At 56.2% G+C, this 19,256-nt stretch carries 21 protein-coding genes; 8 read left to right on the plus strand and 13 right to left on the minus strand.

The genetic code is table 11. From position 1 onward, the window contains the following. The first annotated feature begins 14 nt into the window (after window positions 1-14). A complete protein-coding gene (gene phoU / locus ACR0FG_RS05845; RefSeq protein WP_170711525.1) occupies window positions 15-716 on the plus strand; it encodes a phosphate signaling complex protein PhoU in 702 nt (233 codons plus the stop codon). Window positions 717-728: 12 nt separating this feature from the next. Continuing rightward, window positions 729-1,418, plus strand: a complete 690-nt coding sequence (phoB, locus tag ACR0FG_RS05850; protein WP_170711524.1) for a phosphate regulon transcriptional regulator PhoB — start codon at window positions 729-731, stop codon at window positions 1,416-1,418. A 3-nt stretch (window positions 1,419-1,421) separates the two neighbouring features. Here the strand turns inward: phoB and ACR0FG_RS05855 are convergent, their stop codons facing one another. Further along, window positions 1,422-2,336, minus strand: coding sequence for a LysR substrate-binding domain-containing protein (locus ACR0FG_RS05855; protein ID WP_480891030.1), 915 nt, complete (start codon window positions 2,334-2,336; stop codon window positions 1,422-1,424). Window positions 2,337-2,435: 99 nt separating this feature from the next. Between ACR0FG_RS05855 and ACR0FG_RS05860 the strand changes: the two genes are divergently transcribed. Both ACR0FG_RS05860 and ACR0FG_RS05865 read left to right on the plus strand, forming a co-directional pair. Then, complete coding sequence (locus ACR0FG_RS05860; RefSeq protein ID WP_480891032.1) at window positions 2,436-3,665, plus strand: acyl-CoA dehydrogenase; 1,230 nt, start codon at window positions 2,436-2,438, stop codon at window positions 3,663-3,665. A gap of 108 nt (window positions 3,666-3,773) precedes the next feature. Then, window positions 3,774-4,541 carry an SDR family oxidoreductase gene (locus ACR0FG_RS05865; protein WP_480891034.1) on the plus strand — a complete coding sequence of 256 codons (768 nt, stop codon included), beginning with the start codon at window positions 3,774-3,776 and terminating at the stop codon, window positions 4,539-4,541. Here ACR0FG_RS05865 and ACR0FG_RS05870 read toward each other — a convergent pair. From ACR0FG_RS05870 to ACR0FG_RS05885, 4 genes are read right to left on the minus strand one after another with little or no spacing between them, the layout of a single operon-like run. Continuing rightward, a complete protein-coding gene (locus ACR0FG_RS05870; protein ID WP_480891037.1) occupies window positions 4,538-5,407 on the minus strand; it encodes an acyl-CoA thioesterase in 870 nt (289 codons plus the stop codon). The two genes, ACR0FG_RS05865 and ACR0FG_RS05870, sit on opposite strands and share 4 nt — an antisense overlap. A gap of 49 nt (window positions 5,408-5,456) precedes the next feature. Next, a complete protein-coding gene (locus ACR0FG_RS05875; RefSeq protein ID WP_480891039.1) occupies window positions 5,457-6,668 on the minus strand; it encodes a serine hydrolase domain-containing protein in 1,212 nt (403 codons plus the stop codon). 33 nt (window positions 6,669-6,701) lie between these two features. Then, window positions 6,702-7,733 carry a phosphotransferase family protein gene (locus tag ACR0FG_RS05880; RefSeq protein WP_480891041.1) on the minus strand — a complete coding sequence of 344 codons (1,032 nt, stop codon included), beginning with the start codon at window positions 7,731-7,733 and terminating at the stop codon, window positions 6,702-6,704. A 34-nt stretch (window positions 7,734-7,767) separates the two neighbouring features. Beyond that, the gene (locus ACR0FG_RS05885) at window positions 7,768-8,586 is read right to left on the minus strand and encodes an SDR family oxidoreductase (RefSeq protein ID WP_480891042.1); all 819 of its coding nucleotides are present in this window, start codon (window positions 8,584-8,586) and stop codon (window positions 7,768-7,770) included. 102 nt (window positions 8,587-8,688) lie between these two features. Here ACR0FG_RS05885 and ACR0FG_RS05890 point away from each other — a divergent pair, with 102 nt between their 5' ends. The 3 genes from ACR0FG_RS05890 to ACR0FG_RS05900 all read left to right on the plus strand — a co-directional run bounded on the left by ACR0FG_RS05890 (window position 8,689) and on the right by ACR0FG_RS05900 (window position 11,004). Further along, the gene (locus ACR0FG_RS05890; protein ID WP_480891045.1) at window positions 8,689-9,690 is read left to right on the plus strand and encodes an NADPH:quinone oxidoreductase family protein; all 1,002 of its coding nucleotides are present in this window, start codon (window positions 8,689-8,691) and stop codon (window positions 9,688-9,690) included. 112 nt (window positions 9,691-9,802) lie between these two features. Next, complete coding sequence (gene aroQ, locus ACR0FG_RS05895) at window positions 9,803-10,252, plus strand: type II 3-dehydroquinate dehydratase (RefSeq protein WP_480891047.1); 450 nt, start codon at window positions 9,803-9,805, stop codon at window positions 10,250-10,252. Further along, entirely contained in the window at window positions 10,249-11,004 is a 756-nt protein-coding gene (locus ACR0FG_RS05900) for a LuxR family transcriptional regulator (protein WP_170711514.1), read from the plus strand. The genes aroQ and ACR0FG_RS05900 overlap by 4 nt, the downstream gene beginning before the upstream one ends. A 370-nt stretch (window positions 11,005-11,374) precedes the next feature. On the opposite strand, the gene tsf is transcribed toward ACR0FG_RS05900, so the two are convergent. The 5 genes from tsf to ACR0FG_RS05925 form a co-directional block, all read right to left on the minus strand. After that, entirely contained in the window at window positions 11,375-12,250 is an 876-nt protein-coding gene (gene tsf, locus ACR0FG_RS05905) for a translation elongation factor Ts (protein ID WP_480891050.1), read from the minus strand. 76 nt (window positions 12,251-12,326) lie between these two features. Beyond that, a complete protein-coding gene (gene rpsB / locus ACR0FG_RS05910) occupies window positions 12,327-13,118 on the minus strand; it encodes a 30S ribosomal protein S2 (RefSeq protein ID WP_480891052.1) in 792 nt (263 codons plus the stop codon). A 157-nt stretch (window positions 13,119-13,275) separates the two neighbouring features. Further along, window positions 13,276-14,160, minus strand: a complete 885-nt coding sequence (gene olsA, locus ACR0FG_RS05915) for a lyso-ornithine lipid O-acyltransferase (RefSeq protein ID WP_480891055.1) — start codon at window positions 14,158-14,160, stop codon at window positions 13,276-13,278. After that, entirely contained in the window at window positions 14,126-14,881 is a 756-nt protein-coding gene (gene olsB, locus ACR0FG_RS05920; RefSeq protein WP_480891056.1) for an L-ornithine N(alpha)-acyltransferase, read from the minus strand. The genes olsA and olsB overlap by 35 nt, the downstream gene beginning before the upstream one ends. A 102-nt stretch (window positions 14,882-14,983) precedes the next feature. After that, window positions 14,984-15,166, minus strand: coding sequence for a DUF3553 domain-containing protein (locus ACR0FG_RS05925; protein WP_480891059.1), 183 nt, complete (start codon window positions 15,164-15,166; stop codon window positions 14,984-14,986). A gap of 45 nt (window positions 15,167-15,211) precedes the next feature. On the opposite strand from ACR0FG_RS05925, the gene ACR0FG_RS05930 reads away from it, so the two are divergent. Next, window positions 15,212-15,808: a histidine phosphotransferase family protein gene (locus ACR0FG_RS05930; RefSeq protein WP_480891060.1), complete on the plus strand. Its 597-nt coding sequence runs from the start codon at window positions 15,212-15,214 to the stop codon at window positions 15,806-15,808. On the opposite strand, the gene ACR0FG_RS05935 is transcribed toward ACR0FG_RS05930, so the two are convergent. Genes ACR0FG_RS05935 through obgE form a run of 3 tightly spaced genes read right to left on the minus strand, consistent with a single transcriptional unit; the run spans window position 15,805 to window position 19,246 of the window. Beyond that, window positions 15,805-17,067, minus strand: coding sequence for a glutamate-5-semialdehyde dehydrogenase (locus tag ACR0FG_RS05935; protein ID WP_480891061.1), 1,263 nt, complete (start codon window positions 17,065-17,067; stop codon window positions 15,805-15,807). The two genes, ACR0FG_RS05930 and ACR0FG_RS05935, sit on opposite strands and share 4 nt — an antisense overlap. Window positions 17,068-17,117: 50 nt before the next feature. Continuing rightward, entirely contained in the window at window positions 17,118-18,224 is a 1,107-nt protein-coding gene (gene proB / locus ACR0FG_RS05940; RefSeq protein ID WP_170711507.1) for a glutamate 5-kinase, read from the minus strand. Then, window positions 18,212-19,246: a GTPase ObgE gene (gene obgE / locus ACR0FG_RS05945; protein ID WP_170711506.1), complete on the minus strand. Its 1,035-nt coding sequence runs from the start codon at window positions 19,244-19,246 to the stop codon at window positions 18,212-18,214. Before obgE ends, proB begins: the two co-directional genes overlap by 13 nt. Window positions 19,247-19,256: the final 10 nt, after the last annotated feature.

Below are 19,256 nucleotides of genomic sequence, written 5' to 3' on the forward strand. Positions count from 1 at the left end.
ACAGGAACATGGACATGAGCGAACAACATATTGCATCCGCCTTCGACCGCGACCTAGAAGCCATTCAGGCCCATATCATGAAGATGGGCGGGCTGGTCGAAGCTGCCATCATGGGGGCCGCCCGCGCGCTTGAAACCCGCGACGAGGAATTGGCGCAAGAGGTCCGTCAGGGCGACAAGGCCATCGACGCGCTTGAGGATCTGATCAACGAGGAAACCGCTCGTTTGATAGCACTCCGTGCACCAACGGCCGGCGATCTGCGTCTGGTCCTTTCGGTGCTGAAAGTGTCTGCAAACCTTGAACGGATCGGGGATTATTCCAAGAACATCGCCAAGCGCACCAAGGTTCTGGTCAATGCGGGAGAAGTGAACGGCAGCGCCGCCGCACTGCGTCGTATGGCGCGCGAGGTTGAGCGGATGCTGCGTGACGCTCTGGACGCCTATATCCAGCGCGATGCGGAACTGGCGACCGACGTGATCGAGCGTGACGAAGATGTCGACCAGATGTATAACGGTCTGTTTCGCGAGTTCTTGACCTTCATGGCCGAAGACCCCCGCAATATCTCGGCCTGTATGCATCTGCATTTCATCGCCAAGAATATCGAACGTATGGGCGACCACGTGACCGCGATCGCCGAACAGGTCGTCTATCTTGTAACCGGAGAGCGGCCCACCGAGTCGCGCCCCAAAGCCGACGTCACATCGCAAACCGCCTAGGAGGGCGTAAGAATGTCTGCGGATCAACCGACAGTTCTGGTTGTCGAGGATGAACCGGCGCAACGTGAAGTGCTGGCTTATAACCTCGAAGCAGAGGGGTTTAGCGTGTCCAAGGCCGCCAACGGGGACGAAGCCCTGATGCTGGTGGATGAAGACTGTCCGGATATCATTGTACTGGACTGGATGATGCCCAATCTGAGCGGAATTGAAGTGTGTCGCCGGTTGAAAACCCGGCCAGAAACCCGTGCGATCCCGATCATCATGTTGTCAGCCCGATCTGAGGAAGTCGATAAGGTTCGGGGGCTGGAAACGGGTGCGGATGACTATGTTGTCAAACCCTATTCAGTAGTTGAACTCATGGCACGTGTGCGCTCGCAACTGCGGCGCGTGCGCCCTGCTACGGTGGGTCTTCGTCTGGAGTATGAAGACATTATTCTGGATTCAGAGACCCATAAAGTCAGCCGCGATGAAAAACCTCTCAAGCTGGGGCCGACCGAATTTCGCCTGCTCAGCACGTTTATGGAGAAGCCGGGTCGCGTCTGGAGCCGCGAGCAATTGCTGGACCGAGTCTGGGGGCGCGATATCTATGTGGATACACGCACCGTTGACGTCCATATCGGACGCCTGCGCAAAGCGTTGACACAGCATGGCGGAAAAGATCCGGTTCGCACTGTTCGCGGAGCAGGCTACGCGCTTGGCTGAATGTCAGCGGGGCAGGGCCTCTTCGGTCTGCGCCTGCGAGGCAAGCCAATGTCGAAACTGACGCAGCGAAGGATCATCGGATTTCTCGCGTGGCCAGACCAGATAATACGCGCCCACTGTCTCGATCGCTTCGGGAAACGCGGCGACCAGTTTACCGGTCGCCAGATCCTGCTCGACAACATAATTGGGCATCAATGCGATGCCCAAGCCGTGCAGCGCGGCCTGATTGATCGTCGCAAATTGATCATGAACGGTGCCGGGCAGGGGGTGCGGAGCATCAACGCCCATCTGACGAAACCACTCGGACCATGCCTGTGGGCGAGTCTGAATGTGCAGCAATGGCAGTTTCAGCAGTGCCTGGGGTGAGCCGGGTGCTCCGCCGGGTAGCAATTCGGGCGCGCAGACAGGCAAGACCCGTTCCATTCGCAGCAACAAACGATCGGTGCCCGGCCAGTCCGGTTCGCCGAAATGCAATGCTGCATCAAAACCTTCGGATGCAAAGTTGAACGGACGCAATCGTGTCGACATGTTGATCGTGATATCCGGATATAGCCGCGCAAAATCGGGCAATCTGGGAACCAGCCAACGCATTCCGAATGTCGGTAGAATCGCCAGATTCAGCGTGCCTCCAACAGGTGCTACGTGCAACTTTACAGCGGCTTGAGCGATTTGGGACAAGGCAGGCCTGATCTGCTGGACATATTCCTGACCTGCCTGCGTAAGCGACAGGCGTTTGCGGTCCCGATCCACAATATCCGCACCCAGCTGCGCCTCGAGCGTCTGTAATTGCCGGCTGATTGCGCTTTGCGTCAGCGCCATCTCTTCGGCAACGGCCGAGGCTGATCCCAGCCTGTCCAACGCTTCCAGTGTGCGAAGCGCAGTGATGGGTGGTAGGATTGGACGATTGTTTGGCCTCATGTATGCGTTTTAGTCATGAAAACTTGAAAATGTCTCGCTATTTTTTGCGGTTTAGTCAGGGTAGGGTGCTGCAAACATATCGACCTTCGGAGAATTGTCATGAACGCGCCCGATCCTAAGCCCACACTACGTGCCAAAGACGCCCCGGAATTGGGTAAGTTTACATGGGATGATCCATTCCGGCTGGCCGATCAATTGAACGAAGAAGAACGCCTTATTGCAGACAGTGCACGGGCATATGCACAGGAAAAACTGCAGCCGCGCGTAACAGAGGCGTTTCAAAACGAGGCAACCGATCCCGAGATTTTCCGCGAAATGGGCGAAATGGGTTTGCTCGGCACCACAATTCCCGAAGAATACGGCGGGGTTGGAGCGAATTATGTGAGCTATGGCCTTGTCGCGCGCGAGATCGAGCGGGTGGATTCCGGGTATCGCTCGATGATGTCGGTGCAAAGCTCGCTGGTGATGTACCCGATCTATGCGTATGGCAGCGAAGATCAGCGGCGCAAATATCTACCAAAATTGGCGAGTGGTGAATGGATCGGGTGTTTTGGTCTTACCGAACCTGACGCGGGATCAGACCCGGCAGGTATGAAAACCCGTGCTGAAAAAATTGATGGCGGTTATCGTCTGAATGGTAGCAAAATGTGGATCTCGAACTCTCCGATTGCGGATGTGTTCGTGGTCTGGGCCAAGTCCGATGCGCATGACGGCAAGATCCGTGGTTTTGTTTTGGACAAAGGAACAAAAGGTCTAAGCGCCCCGAAGATCGAGAATAAGCTAAGTCTGCGTGCGTCGATCACCGGCGAAGTGGTTCTGGACAATGTCGAGGTTGGCGACGATGTACTGTTGCCGAATGTTCAGGGTCTCAAAGGTCCGTTCGGGTGTCTGAACCGGGCGCGCTATGGGATCAGCTGGGGCGTGATGGGGGCCGCCGAATGCTGCTGGCACGCCGCACGGCAATACGGGCTGGATCGTAAGCAGTTTAACAAACCGTTGGCGCAAACTCAGCTTTTCCAGCGAAAACTGTCCGATATGCAGACCGAGATCGCACTGGGTCTACAAGCAAGCCTTCGCGTTGGCCGACTGATGGACCAAGCCGAAGCCGCGCCCGAAATGATTTCGATGATCAAGCGTAACAACTGTGGCAAAGCTTTGGACATTGCGCGTATGTCGCGGGACATGCATGGCGGCAATGGTATCTCACTGGAGTTTCAGGTTATTCGACACATGGTCAACCTGGAAACTGTGAACACCTATGAGGGGACCCATGACGTTCACGCGCTGATCCTCGGGCGTGCGCAGACCGGGCTGCAGGCGTTCTATTGAGTTGGCCCATTAGTCGTGTAATCGGTATTATGTAAATAACATATTGCACGACAATCGCCTCAGGCACGGTTAAAGCCACATTCGACATGGATAAAAGGACGTCTTTATATGCAGTTGAGCGGCAAAACTGTTGTGGTTACGGGCGCGGCCAAAGGAATTGGCGAAGGACTAGCCCGTCGCTTTGCCGTCGAAGGTGCAAAAGTCGTCTGCGCTGATATCGACGAAGCAAACATACGCCGCGTTGCCGATGGCATTGGCGGTTATGCTGTTTCCTGCGATGTATCTGACGAAAGCTCGATCGAGGCGTTGATCAATACTGTTGAAGATGAAATCGGCGCCATTGATCTGTTTTGCGCGAATGCTGGCATCCTGACGCTGGGTGGATTGGATGTGCCCGATGCAGAATGGGATCGGATCTGGAAGATCAATGTCATGTCGCACGTATGGACGGCACGCCATTTGATCCCGCGTATGATCGCACGCGATGGTGGTTACATGTTGATCACAGCCTCGGCCGCGGGTTTGCTGAATCAACCAGGTGCGGCACCATATGGTGTTTCGAAACACGCCGCCGTTGGACTTGCCGAATGGCTCGCGTTGACATACAGGCACCAAGGCATTCGCGTATCAGCTTTGTGTCCGCAAGCTGTACGAACTGAAATGACACGCGGCCACGAAGAGTCTGTGGCCGCAATTGATGGTTTGCTTGAGCCTGAAGATGTGGCCGAAGCCTGTGTCGAAGCTATTCGCGAAGAAAGGTTTTTGGTCCTGCCACATGAAAATGTGCTGGACTATATCCAATTCAAAGCATCAGACTATGACCGATGGCTGGATGGAATGTCTAAGCTTAATCAGCAATTTAGTGGTCAAAGTTAAGGCTTTTGTTTCCGCTTTCGCATCAGGCCTTCCTGAGCGACAGATGCCACCAGCGTTCCATCCTCAGCAAAGATCGACCCACGATTGAAACTGCGCCCCTGCCCTGTCCATGGTGCCTCCATCGAATACAGGTGCCAGTTTTGAAACTGAATTGGCGCGTGAAACCAGATGGCGTGATCCAGGCTTGCCGCATCAACCTCGCCCGAAAACCAGCTGAGCCCATGTGGCCGAAGACCCGATCCCAGCAGGCCCATATCTGATGCGTAGGCCAGCAAAAGGTGCTGAGTCACCGGATCAGCCTTGGCAGCTGCGGACATTCTGAACCACAGTTGGTGGCGATCATCAGCTTTTTCTGGAGCAAGTATATCCAGCGGTTCGATATCACTTACTTCAATAGGACGTTCGCGCATCAGTTCTGCGTGATAGTTCTTTGGCACTCGATTCAGGTACTGACGCCGCAATTCCGAGCGAGGGATTTGATGTTCCGCCGCGCCGACGTTTGGCATCGGATGCTGATGATCCCATCCTTCATCTTGACGGTGAAACGATGCAGACAAGTTCAGAATTTGTCTGCCATGCTGAATTGCAACGACGCGGCGGGTTGTGAACGAACCTCCATCACGGGCTCTATCAACTTGATAAATAACGGGAATCGACGGGTCTCCGGGTCGGATGAAGTAGGCGTGCAGCGAATGACACGACCTATCTTCGACAGTTCTGTAAGCGGCCGCCAGCGCCTGTGCGATCACCTGCCCGCCGAATATCCTTGTCGGCGTTTCACCGCCCGAGCCGGTTCCCCGGAACAAATCGACCTCAAGTGCTTCGATATTGAGCAGATCCAGCAGGATACGTTCCGCTTCGGTCATGTTTGCGCCTCCGGAGTGTTCAAACGTTCGGGTATCACCGGAACTGCGATCATTCAATCAACGCGGCGTGGACCAATGCTTTCAATTCTGCCCGTGAGGGGTAAGAGCTGGATGGCGAAAGCTGCGTGAAGAAAACAGCGCTCAGGTCGTGTTTTCGGTCAATCCAGAAGTAGGTCGATGCCATTCCTCCCCAGCCAAAGTCACCTGCCGATCCCGGCACGCCAACCCGGGCCGGGTTCAGCACAACCGCACCTCCAATTCCGAACCCGGTGCCTTCCATTGGCTGTTCCGCAAAGCTTTGCGGCCCCATTGACGCGATATCGCCGCGCAGGTGGTTGCACATCATGAAGTCAACCGTCGACGGCCCGAGCAGCCGAGTTTTGCCAGCCATACCCTTGTTACGCAGCATTTCGGCGAAGGTATCAAAATCGTCAATTGTGCTGACAAGCCCTCCTCCACCGGAATAGGTCGTTGTGCGCTCGAATGGTGACGCGCCGGCGGCATCTACCAGCCTGAGCGTTTCCGTGCCTGTACGGGCGGCGTTCAGTGCCATCGCGTCACCTTCCAACGGGGTATAAAGCGATGCAAAGCGCACCCCTGCCCCTGTTGGCACCATAAACCCGGTGTCGCGCATCTTAAGCGGTTCGAAGATCTGGTCCTTGAGGAAATTGTTAAGGGTTTGACCTGAAACAACCTCGATCACGCGGCCTATGACGTCGATACCAACCGAATATTCCCAACGCGTTCCCGGTTGAAATGCCAGTGGTAGCTTGGCCAGTTCGGCGACGCGGTCCGCCAGTGACCCCTGATCGGGTGCGAAGATCAGGTCCTGCGCCTCCATCGCCTTGGGCAGAATGCCAGGATTGAACGGATAGCTGAGGCCACTGGTATGGGTCAGCAATTGATGCAAGCTAGGCGTCGGCGCGGGCTCGGTCTGGTCGATGTTCTCTGCGCCCGGAACAAGCGCTTGCATGGATTGAAACTCGGGCAGGAAATCCGACACCGGAGCTGCCAGATGCAGCAGGCCCCGCTCAACCAGCATCATAAGCGCGACCGAGGTAATGGGCTTGGTCATTGAATAGATGCGAACCAGCGTGTCGCGCTCAAACGGAAAGTTGTTTTCCACGTCACGCAGACCGCAGGAGTGAAAAAAGGCCTCTTGCCCATGTTGGTGGATCAACAAAGAGCATCCGGCATATTTTCTTTGATCCACATAGCGTTGCATCCAGTTGCGAATGTGGTTCAGTCCCGATGTGTCCATTTTTTAGTCCTGCCTTTTTGTCAAAATGAACACCTAAGCCCCATCGAGTGCTGCCAGCCCGTGCTGCGCAAAAACCGGAACATAAGCTCCAAATGCCTGAGCCCTGACCGGGTCCGAGGCATTACCGTCCAGCGAACGTTTGTAGACCCCCTGCAATATCCCTGCCATTCGGAAAAAGTTGAAGGCAAGGTAGAACCCGAAATCCCTGATTTGCGGACGACCTGTGCGGTCGCAATAGGCTGCGATGAACGCTTCGTCCGAAGGTAGCCCCAATGCCCCGCGATCCACGCCTGCCAGACCGCGCCCGTCCCGGCCCGGAGGGAGTTGCCATTGCATAATAACCGCAGCCAGGTCGGCATAAGGATGACCGATAGTGGATAATTCCCAATCCAGAACCGCAACGCAGCCTGTTCCGTCCTGTTCGAACAAAAGGTTGTCGATCCGATAGTCGCCATGGACGAGTGTGCGCTGCCCGTCATCGTCGGGCATCCGCTGTTCGAGCCCCGAAATCAATTTCTCCATATCTGCAATATGTGAGGTTTCCGAGGCGCGGTATTGCTGGGTCCAGCGCGTGATCTGGCGTTCAAAGTAATTCCCCGGCGGGCCGTAATCCGCCAATCCGGCCGCGTCGATGTCCACCATGTGCAACTCGGCCAGCACCCGGTTCATTTCATCCAGAACGCCTGTGCGCGTCGCGTTGTCCTCGCCTTCCATCGTCGGATCTACAAAGCTGCGGCCAGGAATGAAATCCATGATGTAAAACGCCGAGCCGATGACCGTTTCATCCTCGCACAGGAGATGCATTCCTGGCACCGGAACATTGCTGCCTGCCAAAGCCGACTGAACGCGAAATTCTCGGTCAACCGCATGGGCAGATTTCAGCAAGACCCCCGGTGGCTTGCGGCGCAGAACATATGACTTGTTGGGTGTGCGCAGCAGATAGGTCGGGTTCGATTGACCAACTGCGAATTTCTCAACTTCAAGCGGGCCGCGATACCCTTCAAGACGCGTTGCAAGAAAGCTGTCTACTGCCTTGATATTAAGCCCGGTTTCAGAATTTTCCATGCTACCCTCAGTGCCTGTAGGTCAATTCCGGATTTCACATCGCCGCGGCGAATATATTGCCGCCGGTCTGTACGTTGATACCACCCGATACGGGAATGACTGCGCCTGTCACATAGCTGCCTGCCCGACCGCACAGAAACAGCATACAGCCCGCGATATCGTCTGGTTGCCCAACGCGGCCAAGCGGAACCGCCTGACCGACCTTGTCGCGGGTGGCTTCGTCGCCAGTTGCAAATTCAGTCATCCGAGACACAAATGGCCCCGGCGCCAGCGCGTTGACGGTCACACGGTAGGGCGCCAGTTCCTTGGCCATGATCTTGGTCAGATGCAGTACCGCCGCTTTGGACGCGGAATAGCTGTAAGCCCCGTCGCCCATCGGAACCTCTCCCATGACCGAGCCGACATTGACCACGCGGGCAGGATCATCGTCCGAGGCTGTTTTCATCAACAGCGGCAACAATTTTTGCGTCAGTTCAAAGATACCAGCAACATTGACCGACATCACTTTGTCCCATGCGGAATAGGGGAACTGCCCTAATGGAGCACCCCAGGAGATACCGGCATTGTTCATAAGTATATCAAGTTGTTGCGTTCTGTTGTTGACCTCATCAGCCAGAGCTTTCACGCCAGTTTCGGTGCTGAGATCAGCGGCAAAGCCTTCGGCGGAACCGGGTGCATCCAACGCGTTCAATTCGGTTGCAACGGCCTGACAAGCATCCCCCTTACGCGAAGCAATTAGGACATGCGCCCCGGCACGAACAAGGGCTTCGGCCGCCATTCTGCCGATACCCGTTGCTCCACCCGTTACAAGGGCGGTTTTTCCGGTCAGTGAAAACAGGGTATCGGGCGTCATTTTTCCTCCTACGTGCTGGATCGCGTCTGCCTATCCTCTTGACAACGCTTGCTTGTAATCCAACGATTTCAAATCCGGCTAAGCAAGAGGCAAGACAGGCAAATGCGTGCATTACTGAGCGTCACACCGGGTGGTCCCGAGACATTGGAACTGACCACCCTGCCCGATCCTACGCCTGCAAAAGGAGAGCTTTTGCTCCGCGTTCACGCCGCTGGGGTGAATTTCCCCGACAGCCTGATGATCCGTGATCTCTATCAGATAAAACCACCCCGCCCTTTTTCTCCCGGCGGCGAGGTCGCCGGCGAAGTGTTGGAAATTGGCGAAGGCGTTACGGGATTTGCACCCGGAGACCGCGTTCTGGCGCTGACCGGTCATGGCGGGTTCGCAACTCGATTGACGCTGAAGGCTGAGACGGCGGTGAAGATCCCACCCGATATGCCCTATGAAGATGCGGCCTGTTTCATCTTTACCTACGGCACATCACATCATGCGCTGAAAGATCGTGCGGAAATGAAGGCCGGGGAAACCGTATTGATACTGGGTGCGGCAGGCGGTGTCGGGTCTGCGGCGATAGAGTTGGCCAAGGCATCAGGTGCGCGCGTGATCGCCGCAGTATCCACACCGAAAAAAGCGGATTTCTGCAAGGATATTGGGGCAGATGAGACCCTGGTCTACGCGCGCGAGATGGATCGGGCGGCGCAGAAGACCCTGTCGTCCGACATAAAGGCTCTGGCGGATGGCAAAGGTGTGGATGTGGTGTACGACGCCGTGGGTGGCGACTATGCCGAACCCGCGTTACGGGCGATGGCATGGAACGGGCGTTATCTTGTGGTTGGCTTCCCCGCCGGTATTCCGAAGATTCCACTGAATCTGCCTTTGCTCAAATCCTGCCAGATTGTCGGTGTTTTCTGGGGGGCTTCCGTATTTCGCGACCCTAAGGGGCACGCTGAAAACATGAAGGACCTGTTCGCGATGTACAACGCGGGAAAGATCAAACCGCGTATCAGTGCGACCTTCCCGCTGGCGCGCGCGAGCGAGGCGCTGACGCTGCTGGACCAAAGATCCGCCTTGGGAAAAGTCGTAATCACGATGGATGATGCATGACTGAACCCGTTGGTTTGGGATCACAAACGGCGGCAACCCGCCCTAGGATCAAAGAGCCTGCTGGACGCCTTGTTATTTCGCGTTTATCACAAGGGCATGGGGATGAATTGAAATGACGAACATACTCGTTTTAAACGGGCCGAATTTGAATCTGCTGGGCACCAGACAGCCCGAAGTCTACGGCCACACAACGTTGAATATGATTGAGGATCGGTGTGTCTCGCACGGCGCAAAGCTGGGCCTGTCCGTTACCCATGTTCAGACCAATCACGAAGGCGGGCTTATCGATGCGATTCATGAGGCCCGCGGTGTTCATGACGGCATCGTTCTGAATGCCGGTGGCTATACCCACACTTCAATTGCATTGATGGACGCGATCTCGTCGGCTCAGGTTCCGGTGGTCGAAGTTCACCTATCCAACATTCATGCCCGCGAAGTGTTCAGGCACAAATCCTATATCGCGCGCGTTGCGATCGGGCAGATTTGCGGGTTTGGGGCGCAAGGCTATGTCCTTGCTTTGGACGCGCTTGCGGCACATCTTTCTAAGGAGGATGCGGTTTGAAACTGAGTGAGTATCTCAATTTCTTAAGTTACACCAAGACTTTGGAAGAGCTATGGGATGCGCATTGCCGGCAGATGGCAGAATATGGGTTTGACCGGCTTTTGTACGGATATACCCGGTTTCGAACCGAGACGTCCCTGGGCGATCCAGAGGATTTTGTGATCCTGTCAAACCACTGCAACGATTATCTGGACGGTTTCCTGCATTCCGGCCTTTATTTTCACGCTCCCATGCTGAAATGGGCGTTGGAAAACGAGGGTGCGGCCAGTTGGCGTATGATCTCCGAAATGATGTCCAGCGGCAACATGACCGAACGGGAACGTCAGGTCTATGAGTTCAACAAGTCCAAAGGCGTGACCGTTGGCTTCACGATCAGTTTCAATTCCGTGTCCATGCGATCAAAGGGGGCAATTTCTATGGCCTCCTACGGGGACCGCACGCAGGATGATGTTGATGCCATCTGGGATGAGCATGGAGATGACATCCTGTTGATGAACAATATGGCGCATCTCAAGATTCTCACCCTACCCTACAGCGCGCCGAACCGGGTTCTGACGAAACGACAGCGCGAGGCTCTGCAATGGGTTGGCGATGGCAAAACCACGCAGGACATCGCACTGCTGATGGGGTTGACGTCGGCCACGGTCGAAAAACACCTGCGTCTAGCGCGCGAGGCGCTGAGCGTTGAAACCACAGCCCAGGCTGTTTTGAAGGCGTCGCTGCAGAATCAGATGTTCGTCATGGAAGTCTGACGGCTCTCCGTTAACAAACTGCGTCAGTTTACCCTAGGTAAGGAAAACATGACTTCCCAATCTTTCCGAAAAATTGCACTTTGATACTGTTCCGTGAGTGGTGGCTTTAGCCAGGGAACGATTTGATCGGATCTTTGCAATATCAAAGCTCTCTGGTCACTCTGAATGAAAGGCGCCTATTCGTCCGCGTCTATCAGTCGGAATTTTGAGGGACCCTGTCCATCCCCATCATGCGGGGTCCCTCATACCTAAACCTCAGATCCATCTGGTAACCATTTGTGGCCAAAGAAAAAACCGACCGCGTTTCCGTGGCCGGTTATTGGTATTCACGACCCACGGTGGGGTCGTGACTTAGTTTTCTACGCAGCGCTTAGCCTTGTGCGGCCTTGGCAACTTCGGCTGCGAAGTCTTCTTTTTCGACCACGATGCCTTCGCCAACTTCCATACGGATAAAGCCGGTGATGGTTGCACCCGCTTCCTTGGCCGCCGCTTCGACGGTCAGGTCAGGGTTCACTACGAATTGCTGGTTCAACAGGGTCGATTCGGCGACGAATTTCTTCATACGGCCTTCGATCATCTTTTCGATCACCTGCTCCGGCTTGCCGGATTCGCGGGCGATATCCATCTGAACCTGCTTTTCCTTCTCGACAACCGCCGGGTCCATATCTGCCTCGGACAGAGCCGCAGGATTCACGGCTGCGATGTGCATTGCAACCTGCTTGCCGATCGCTTCATCGCCACCCGACAGAGCAACCAGAACGCCGATCTTGCCCATGCCGTTGGTGGCAGCGTTGTGGACATAAGACACAACGGTGTCGCCCGACAGCTTGGACATGCGGCGCACCGACATGTTCTCACCGATGGTGGCGATCTTGTCGGTCAGGGTGTCGGCAACGGTCTTGCCACCCAGGTCAGCCGCAAGCAGTGCATCAACGTCGTCAACGCCTTCGGCTGCGTAGGTGATCTTGCCGACCATTTCCTGGAACTCGCCGTTCTTTGCAACAAAGTCGGTTTCCGAGTTCACTTCGACGGCAACACCGTTGCCACCGTTGACGTGAACAGCAACCAGACCTTCTGCTGCGGTACGGCCCGATTTCTTGGCCGCCTTGGCCAGACCTTTGGTACGCAGCCAGTCAACAGCTTCGTCCATGTTGCCGCCGGTTTCGGTCAGCGCTTTTTTTGCGTCCATCATGCCTGCGCCGGTCGAGTCGCGCAGTTCTTTAACCATTGCTGCTGTGATTGCCATCTTTAGGCTCTCCTCAATTCAAACGGAATTGGGGCAGGTCTACCCTGCCCCATATGTCATTTACGTGACGGGCAGCTTACGCTTCGGCAGGTGTTTCTGCTTCGGCGGGGGCTTCTTCTGCAACGGCTTCCTCAGCCGGAGCTTCTTCGAATGCGCCGATGTCAACGCCTGCAGCACCCATCTGAGCGGTCATACCGTCCAGAGCGGCACGTGCGGCCAGATCGCAATACAGCGCGATTGCGCGGGCCGCGTCGTCGTTGCCGGGGATGATGTAATCTACACCATCGGGCGAGCAGTTGGTGTCGACAACAGCCACAACCGGGATACCCAGTTTGTTGGCTTCGGCGATGGCCAGTGCTTCTTTCTTGACGTCGATGACGAACAGCAGGTCAGGAACGCCGCCCATCTCGCGGATACCACCCAGCGACGCCTGCAGCTTGGCCTGGTCACGTTCCATGCCCAGACGCTCTTTTTTGGTTAGGCCTTCAGCGCCCGATTCCATCGCTTCGTCGATCTGGTTCAAACGGTTGATCGACTGGGAAACGGTTTTCCAGTTGGTCAGCGTGCCGCCCAGCCAGCGGTGGTTCATGTAGTACTGAGCCGATTTTTCAGCGGCTTCTGCGATTGGCTGCGCTGCCTGACGCTTGGTGCCGACGAACAGAACGCGGCCACCTTTGGCGACGGTGTCACGAACGGCCTGCAGCGCCTGATCCAGCATCGGAACAGTCTGGGTCAGGTCCATGATGTGGATACCATTGCGCGAGCCGTAAATGAACGGGCCCATGCGGGGATTCCAACGCTGTGTCTGGTGACCAAAGTGAACGCCAGCTTCCAACAGCTGACGCATGGTGAACTCGGGAAGAGCCATGCTGTATTTCCTTTTCCGGTTTACGCCTCGGCGGGGGTGAAAGAAGCGGATGCTCCAACCGGCGGGCCAGATAGGGATGTCTCCCCTACAAAGCCCAAACCCCGCCTGCGGGTTTGAATGGCGCGCATATACGGCAGGTTTGGATGGGGCGCAAGGGTCAATTGCCCTTATTTTCAAGCCGCGCCAAGGAATGCGCGTGACGCACGGCCTGTTCGCAATGTGCCGCCAGCGCCTTGCGGTTGGGAAAATCGCTGACCTTGGCCGGAGCGTGATAAATCAGTTCGACCGAACCTTGTTTCAGCGCACCCAATGTTTTGAGCAGATGTGGCCCGAACTCCATTTCGCCCCACCAGCCATAAAATCGGTCGGGTTGCCCAGGGGGTGCGTGAAAGACGACCGAAACTGGTTGCACATACATAAAATCGCGCATTTCTTCTGTGAAGAAAGCCGCGAAAAGTGTTGTTTTGAAAGGCAAAACCCTCAATCCATCGGTGGATGTTCCTTCGGGAAAAAACAGCAGTTTGTGCCCTGCTTTCAAGCGTTCTTCAAAAACACGCGTCTGTTCACGTGCTTTCTTGGGGTTTCGCTCGATAAATACCGTTCCTGTGGCGCGCGCGAGCCAGCCGATCCCGGGCCATTTCGCGACCTCTGCCTTGGAGACAAAGTAAACGCGTTTGCGTGCATTCAGCGCAAAAATGTCCAGCCACGAGGTATGGTTGGCGACCACCGCCCCGCGTTCCCGCATCAATTCGCCGGTGCTGTGAAAGCCGATACCGAGTATTCGAAACGCATTTCTACAGACGAATTGCGTTATGTAAGGCGTGACGGGCCTACGAACCCCGAAAAGCGGCCGCTCGATTAGCCGAACCAGCAGAAGGATGATCAACCCTCCGAAGACAAGAACTGCCAGCGGAAATCCACGCAAAATAACCAATACCCAACCAAGAACGCCAAGATTATTGGCCTCTGGTGCTTCGTCGCTGTTCCATAATGGGGCGCTCACCTGCTTAGGCTCCGCCATAAATACGTTTCTGGCGTTCATTCATGCGTGCCGTATCCAGAATCAGACACACATCAGTGGTGTTGAACGCGCGGTCAATAAACGCCCCCTCGCCCACAAAGCCACCCAGCCGCAGATACGCTTTGATCAGAGCAGGAACCTCTACCATAGCCGCCTTTCGATCTAGTGCATCGGCGGCAACAATATTCATGTTTTGATACACATTTGGTTGCGCTCGAACACGTAGCTCGGGCGGGGCAAGATGGTTGTGGTGCAACATCGACAAAGGCTGCGCCAATGCCTGCACATCTGTGCCGTGAAAACTCGCGACGCCAAACAGCACTTCGATACCGCGTTCGTTCACATAAGCCGCCAGCCCATTCCACAGGTGGTACATGGCCGTGCCGCCGCGATAATCGGGATGCAGACAGGACCGGCCTAGTTCCAACAACTTGCGGCCCGACTGTTTGAGAACCGTCAGATCGTACTCATCCTCGGAATAAAACTGCCCAATTTCCGTGGCACGTTCGCCTGGTAACAGCCTGTAAACGCCTACAACTTCGCCGGTTGCATCATCATAGGCCAGCATGTGGTCGAAATACGGATCAAAGCGGTCTTGTTCCAGACCGGCATCGTGGTCGACCAGATCGCCGCCGCCGCCCAACTCGCGTACAAAAACGTCGTAGCGTAGCCGCTGGGCGGCTTTTAACTCGGCCTCGGACTCGGCAAGTTTGACGGTGAAAGTGGGGCCTGTTTCAGCCATGGGAGCGTCCATAATTCGTGTTGCGCGCTGATACCGCGATTTTCAGGGCGATGGCAACTCATGCACCTCTGGTCAAGGTTGTTAACCTTTCCTAAACCAGTTTCACGGATCAAAGACCGGCATCAGGGCGATGCGTGTTCCGTCGATTACCACTTTCCCCTGCTCGCGAAAGTTAACGGTGATCTTGCCTGCGATGTTGGACTGAACCTGTCCGACCCCCCATTCGGGGAAATCCGGGTGGCGGACATACATGCCCGGTGCAAGAATTGCATTAAGATCTGTCATGCGCTGGCCTCGGTCCGGCAATGGCGGGTCTTACAGGAGGTACGCATGACCGCATCAGACGTCAACCTGGCCGAACTTGTCGGTTCCCGGATCTGCCATGATCTGATCAGCCCGGTCGGGGCCATAACCAACGGTCTTGAGCTGCTTGAGATGGTCGGCTCGATGCAGGGCCCCGAGATGGACCTTATTTCGGGCAGCGTTGGGACTGCTGCGGCCAAGATACGCTTTTTTCGGGTGGCGTTTGGTGCAGCCAGTGATCAACCGCTTGGCCGGGCCGAGGTGACGAGCCTGTTGAAAGACGTTGAAAAATCCGGGCGATTGAGGGTCCACTGGTCCCTTGGTGAAGCGGTTCCTCGCGATCAAGTAAAGCTGATTTTCCTGTCCTTGTTGTGCTGCGAAAGCGCCATGCCGCTGGGTGGCGAAGCCACCGTCGAGCAAATCGGAAACTCATGGTCTGTAACCGGAACAGCCGATAAACTGAACATTGATGGAGATTTGTGGAAAAACACTGCAACCGGGCGCTTTGCCACAAAGATCTCTCCGGCGCAGGTACAGTTCGCTCTGCTTCCACAAGCCGCATCGGAACAAGGGCGGCGGATCGTGACCGAGACTGCCTCGACCCGCGTCGTCATTCGGTTCTAGGCGCGGATCGTTCCATTTCCACGCACGAGGTATTTGAAGCTGGTCAGCTGAGCAGCTCCCACCGGGCCGCGGGCGTGCATCTTGCCCGTCGCGATGCCAATCTCGGCTCCCATACCGAACTCACCACCATCGGCGAACTGGGTTGAGGCGTTGTGCATCAGGATCGCGCTGTCCAACCGTTCAAAGAACCGTTCAGCCGCCGCAGTATCCTCGGTCATGATGCAATCTGTATGGTTGGACCCGTATTGCCGAATATGCGTAATTGCGGCGTCGATATCGGTTACGGGCTTCGCCGCGATGATGCTGTCGAGGAATTCCTTGCCCCAATCCGCATCAGTGGCGGCAAGGCTGTTTTCCACTGCCAAAACACCGTCCGCATGAACCTCGACACCGGCTGCGATCAAAGCCGTAATCAGATCGCGGCCCAGTGTTTCGGCGACGTCTTGATGGATCAACAGGCATTCAGCGGCGCCGCAGATACCGGTACGACGGGTCTTGGCGTTCAACACCACATCCAGTGTTTTCTGAGGATCAGCCGCTTTGTCGACATAGATATGCACGATCCCTTCGAGATGCGCGAAAACGGGCACGCGGGCCTCGCGCTGCACCAAGCCGACCAGACCCTTGCCGCCGCGCGGGACGATGACATCGACATAGTCGGTCATGGTCAGAAGTTCCTGAACCGCGGCGCGATCCCGCGTGGGCACGAGTTGTATGGCGTCCTCTGGCAGGTTCGCGGCTTTCAGCCCTTCGACAAGACAGGCGTGGATGGCAATTGAGGAATGAAAACTCTCGGATCCGCCGCGCAGTATCACAGCATTACCTGACTTCAGGCACAGCGCCCCTGCATCAGCGGTTACATTGGGGCGGCTTTCATAGATCACGCCGATCACACCTAAAGGTGTCCGCACACGCTGAATGTTGAGGCCCGATGGCATATCCCATTCTTCCAGGATTTCTCCGACAGGATCAGGTTGATCAGCCACGGTGCGCAATCCATCGACCATGCCCTGAACCCGCGATTCATCCAGCATCAGGCGATCCATCATCGCCGGGCTCAGTCCCTTGTCGCGGCCAAACTCAAGATCTTTCTTGTTGGCCTCGATGATCTGATCACGATTTGCCCAGACGGCATCAGCTGCGGCAATAAGCGCCGCGTGTTTGCGCTCGGCAGTGGCAAAGGCAAGGTCCTGAGACGCGGCTTTTGCGCGTTTTCCAAGATCGGCCATCAGCGCGGGAATAGTGTCGAAATCCTTCATCTCACGTGCCTTTCAAATCATCTGATGCGTCAGTCTATCAGTGGGTTCCATCACAAAGCCAGATCGTCTCGGTGCACCAGAACGGCGCGACCGGGATAGCCAAGCGTTGCTTCAATTTCCGAAGATCGCCGCCCCTTGATCGCGTCCGCCTCTTGCGCGGTATAGCGGCTAAGCCCTTGTGCGAGACGCCCGGCCTTGGTGTCCAGAATGGCCACCGGATCGCCGCGCCCAAATTCGCCAGCAACCGCGACAATCCCTGCGGGAAGCAGGCTTTTACCATTCGCCAGAGCCTTGGCCGCACCGTCGTCGATCACGATCTCTCCGCGTGGTTTCATGGCCGATATCCAGCGTTTGCGCGCGGCGTGCGGGTCCAGCGTTGCAGTGAACCAGGTGCTGTTGGCGCCATTGCTCAAAGATTTCAAAGGGTTCAGAGTCGAGCCTTCGGTAATCGCCATGGCGCAGCCCGCAGCGGTCGCCATTTTGGCCGCAAGCAGCTTGGTCTTCATTCCACCTTTTGACAGGCCCGATCCGGCATCGCCTGCCATCGCCTCAATTTCGGGCGTGATCTGATCAATGACGTCGTATCGCGTGGCTGATGCATCTTCGTTTGGATTTCCGGTATAGAACCCGTCTACATCCGACAGCAGGACCAATTGATCCGCCCCAACAGTCACCGCGATCTGGGCTGCCAGCCGGTCATTGTCACCATAGCGAATCTCGTCCGTCGCAACCGTGTCGTTTTCGTTGACGATTGGAACGACGCCAAGACCCAAAAGTGTTTCCAACGTAGCGCGTGAGTTCAGATAGCGTCTGCGATCTTCGCTGTCTTCCAGTGTGACCAGAACCTGCGCGGTTGTGATCCCGTAAGGTGTCAGGGCTTCTTCGTAGGCCCGCGCAAGGCGGATTTGCCCGACAGCAGCGGCGGCTTGTGATTGCTCTAGCAGCAGGGTGTCTGCGGAAAGACCCAAAACGCCACGACCCAAAGCGATGGACCCGGACGACACCAGTATAACGTCAGCCCCCTGCCCTTTGAGCCAGGTCACATCCTGCGCCAGCGAATGCAACCATTCGCCACGCAGCAGTCCGGTTTCGCGGTCCACCAGCAAGGCAGAGCCGATTTTGACCACCAAACGGCGGGCCTGTGTCAGGGCTGCCAAGGCTCAGCCTCCGCTGAAGGTTTCTGGCGTAACCGGTCCTCATCGATCTGAGCCCGCAAGGCCCGCAGAACTTCGGTAACGCCAAGGTGCGCGACGCCAGACATGGTCATAACGGGGCCGCCTACGGCCTCTTCCAATTGGGCTTTGGCCAGTGCGCGTTCCTCGTCATCCAGCGCATCAACTTTGTTGAGCACTGTGATCCGAGGTTTCTCCGCCAGCGCACCGCCATAGGCTTCAAGCTCTGTGATGATGGTCCGGTAGTCCTCGGCCACGGTTTCTGATGTACCATCCACCAGATGTAACAAGACGGCGCAGCGTTCGACATGGCCCAGAAAACGATCTCCGATCCCGCGCCCTTCATGCGCGCCTTCGATCAGGCCGGGAATGTCGGCGACGACAAATTCAACGTTATCAACCCCGACAACGCCCAGATTGGGGTGCAGAGTGGTAAACGGATAATCTGCGATCTTAGGGCGTGCATTTGAGGTCGCTGCCAGAAAGGTTGACTTGCCTGCGTTGGGCAGGCCTAGCAGACCAACGTCTGCGATCAGTTTCAGGCGCAACCAAATCGTGCGGTCGATCCCGGCCTGCCCCGGATTGGCGCGACGCGGGGCCTGATTGGTGGCCGATTTGAAGTGCAGGTTGCCAAAGCCGCCATTGCCGCCCTTGGCTAGCAGAAACCGTTGCCCAACCTCGGTCAGATCACAAATGACGGTCTCTTCGTCCTCGTCCAGAATCTCGGTGCCGACGGGCACGCGCAGAATGATGTCATCACCATCCTTACCGGTGCGCTGCTGACCACGGCCGGGCTGGCCGTTCTTGGCAAAGAAATGCTGCTGATAGCGGAAGTCGATCAGGGTGTTCAGCCCATCCACAACCTCGGCCCAAACAGACCCGCCTTTGCCACCGTCCCCACCATCGGGGCCGCCGTATTCGATGTATTTTTCGCGCCGGAAACTGACGCAGCCGTTACCTCCGGCCCCGGACCGGATGTAGACCTTTGCAAGATCGAGAAATTTCATGACTGTCCCC

The sequence above is a fragment of the Ruegeria sp. E1 genome, assembly GCF_056534225.1.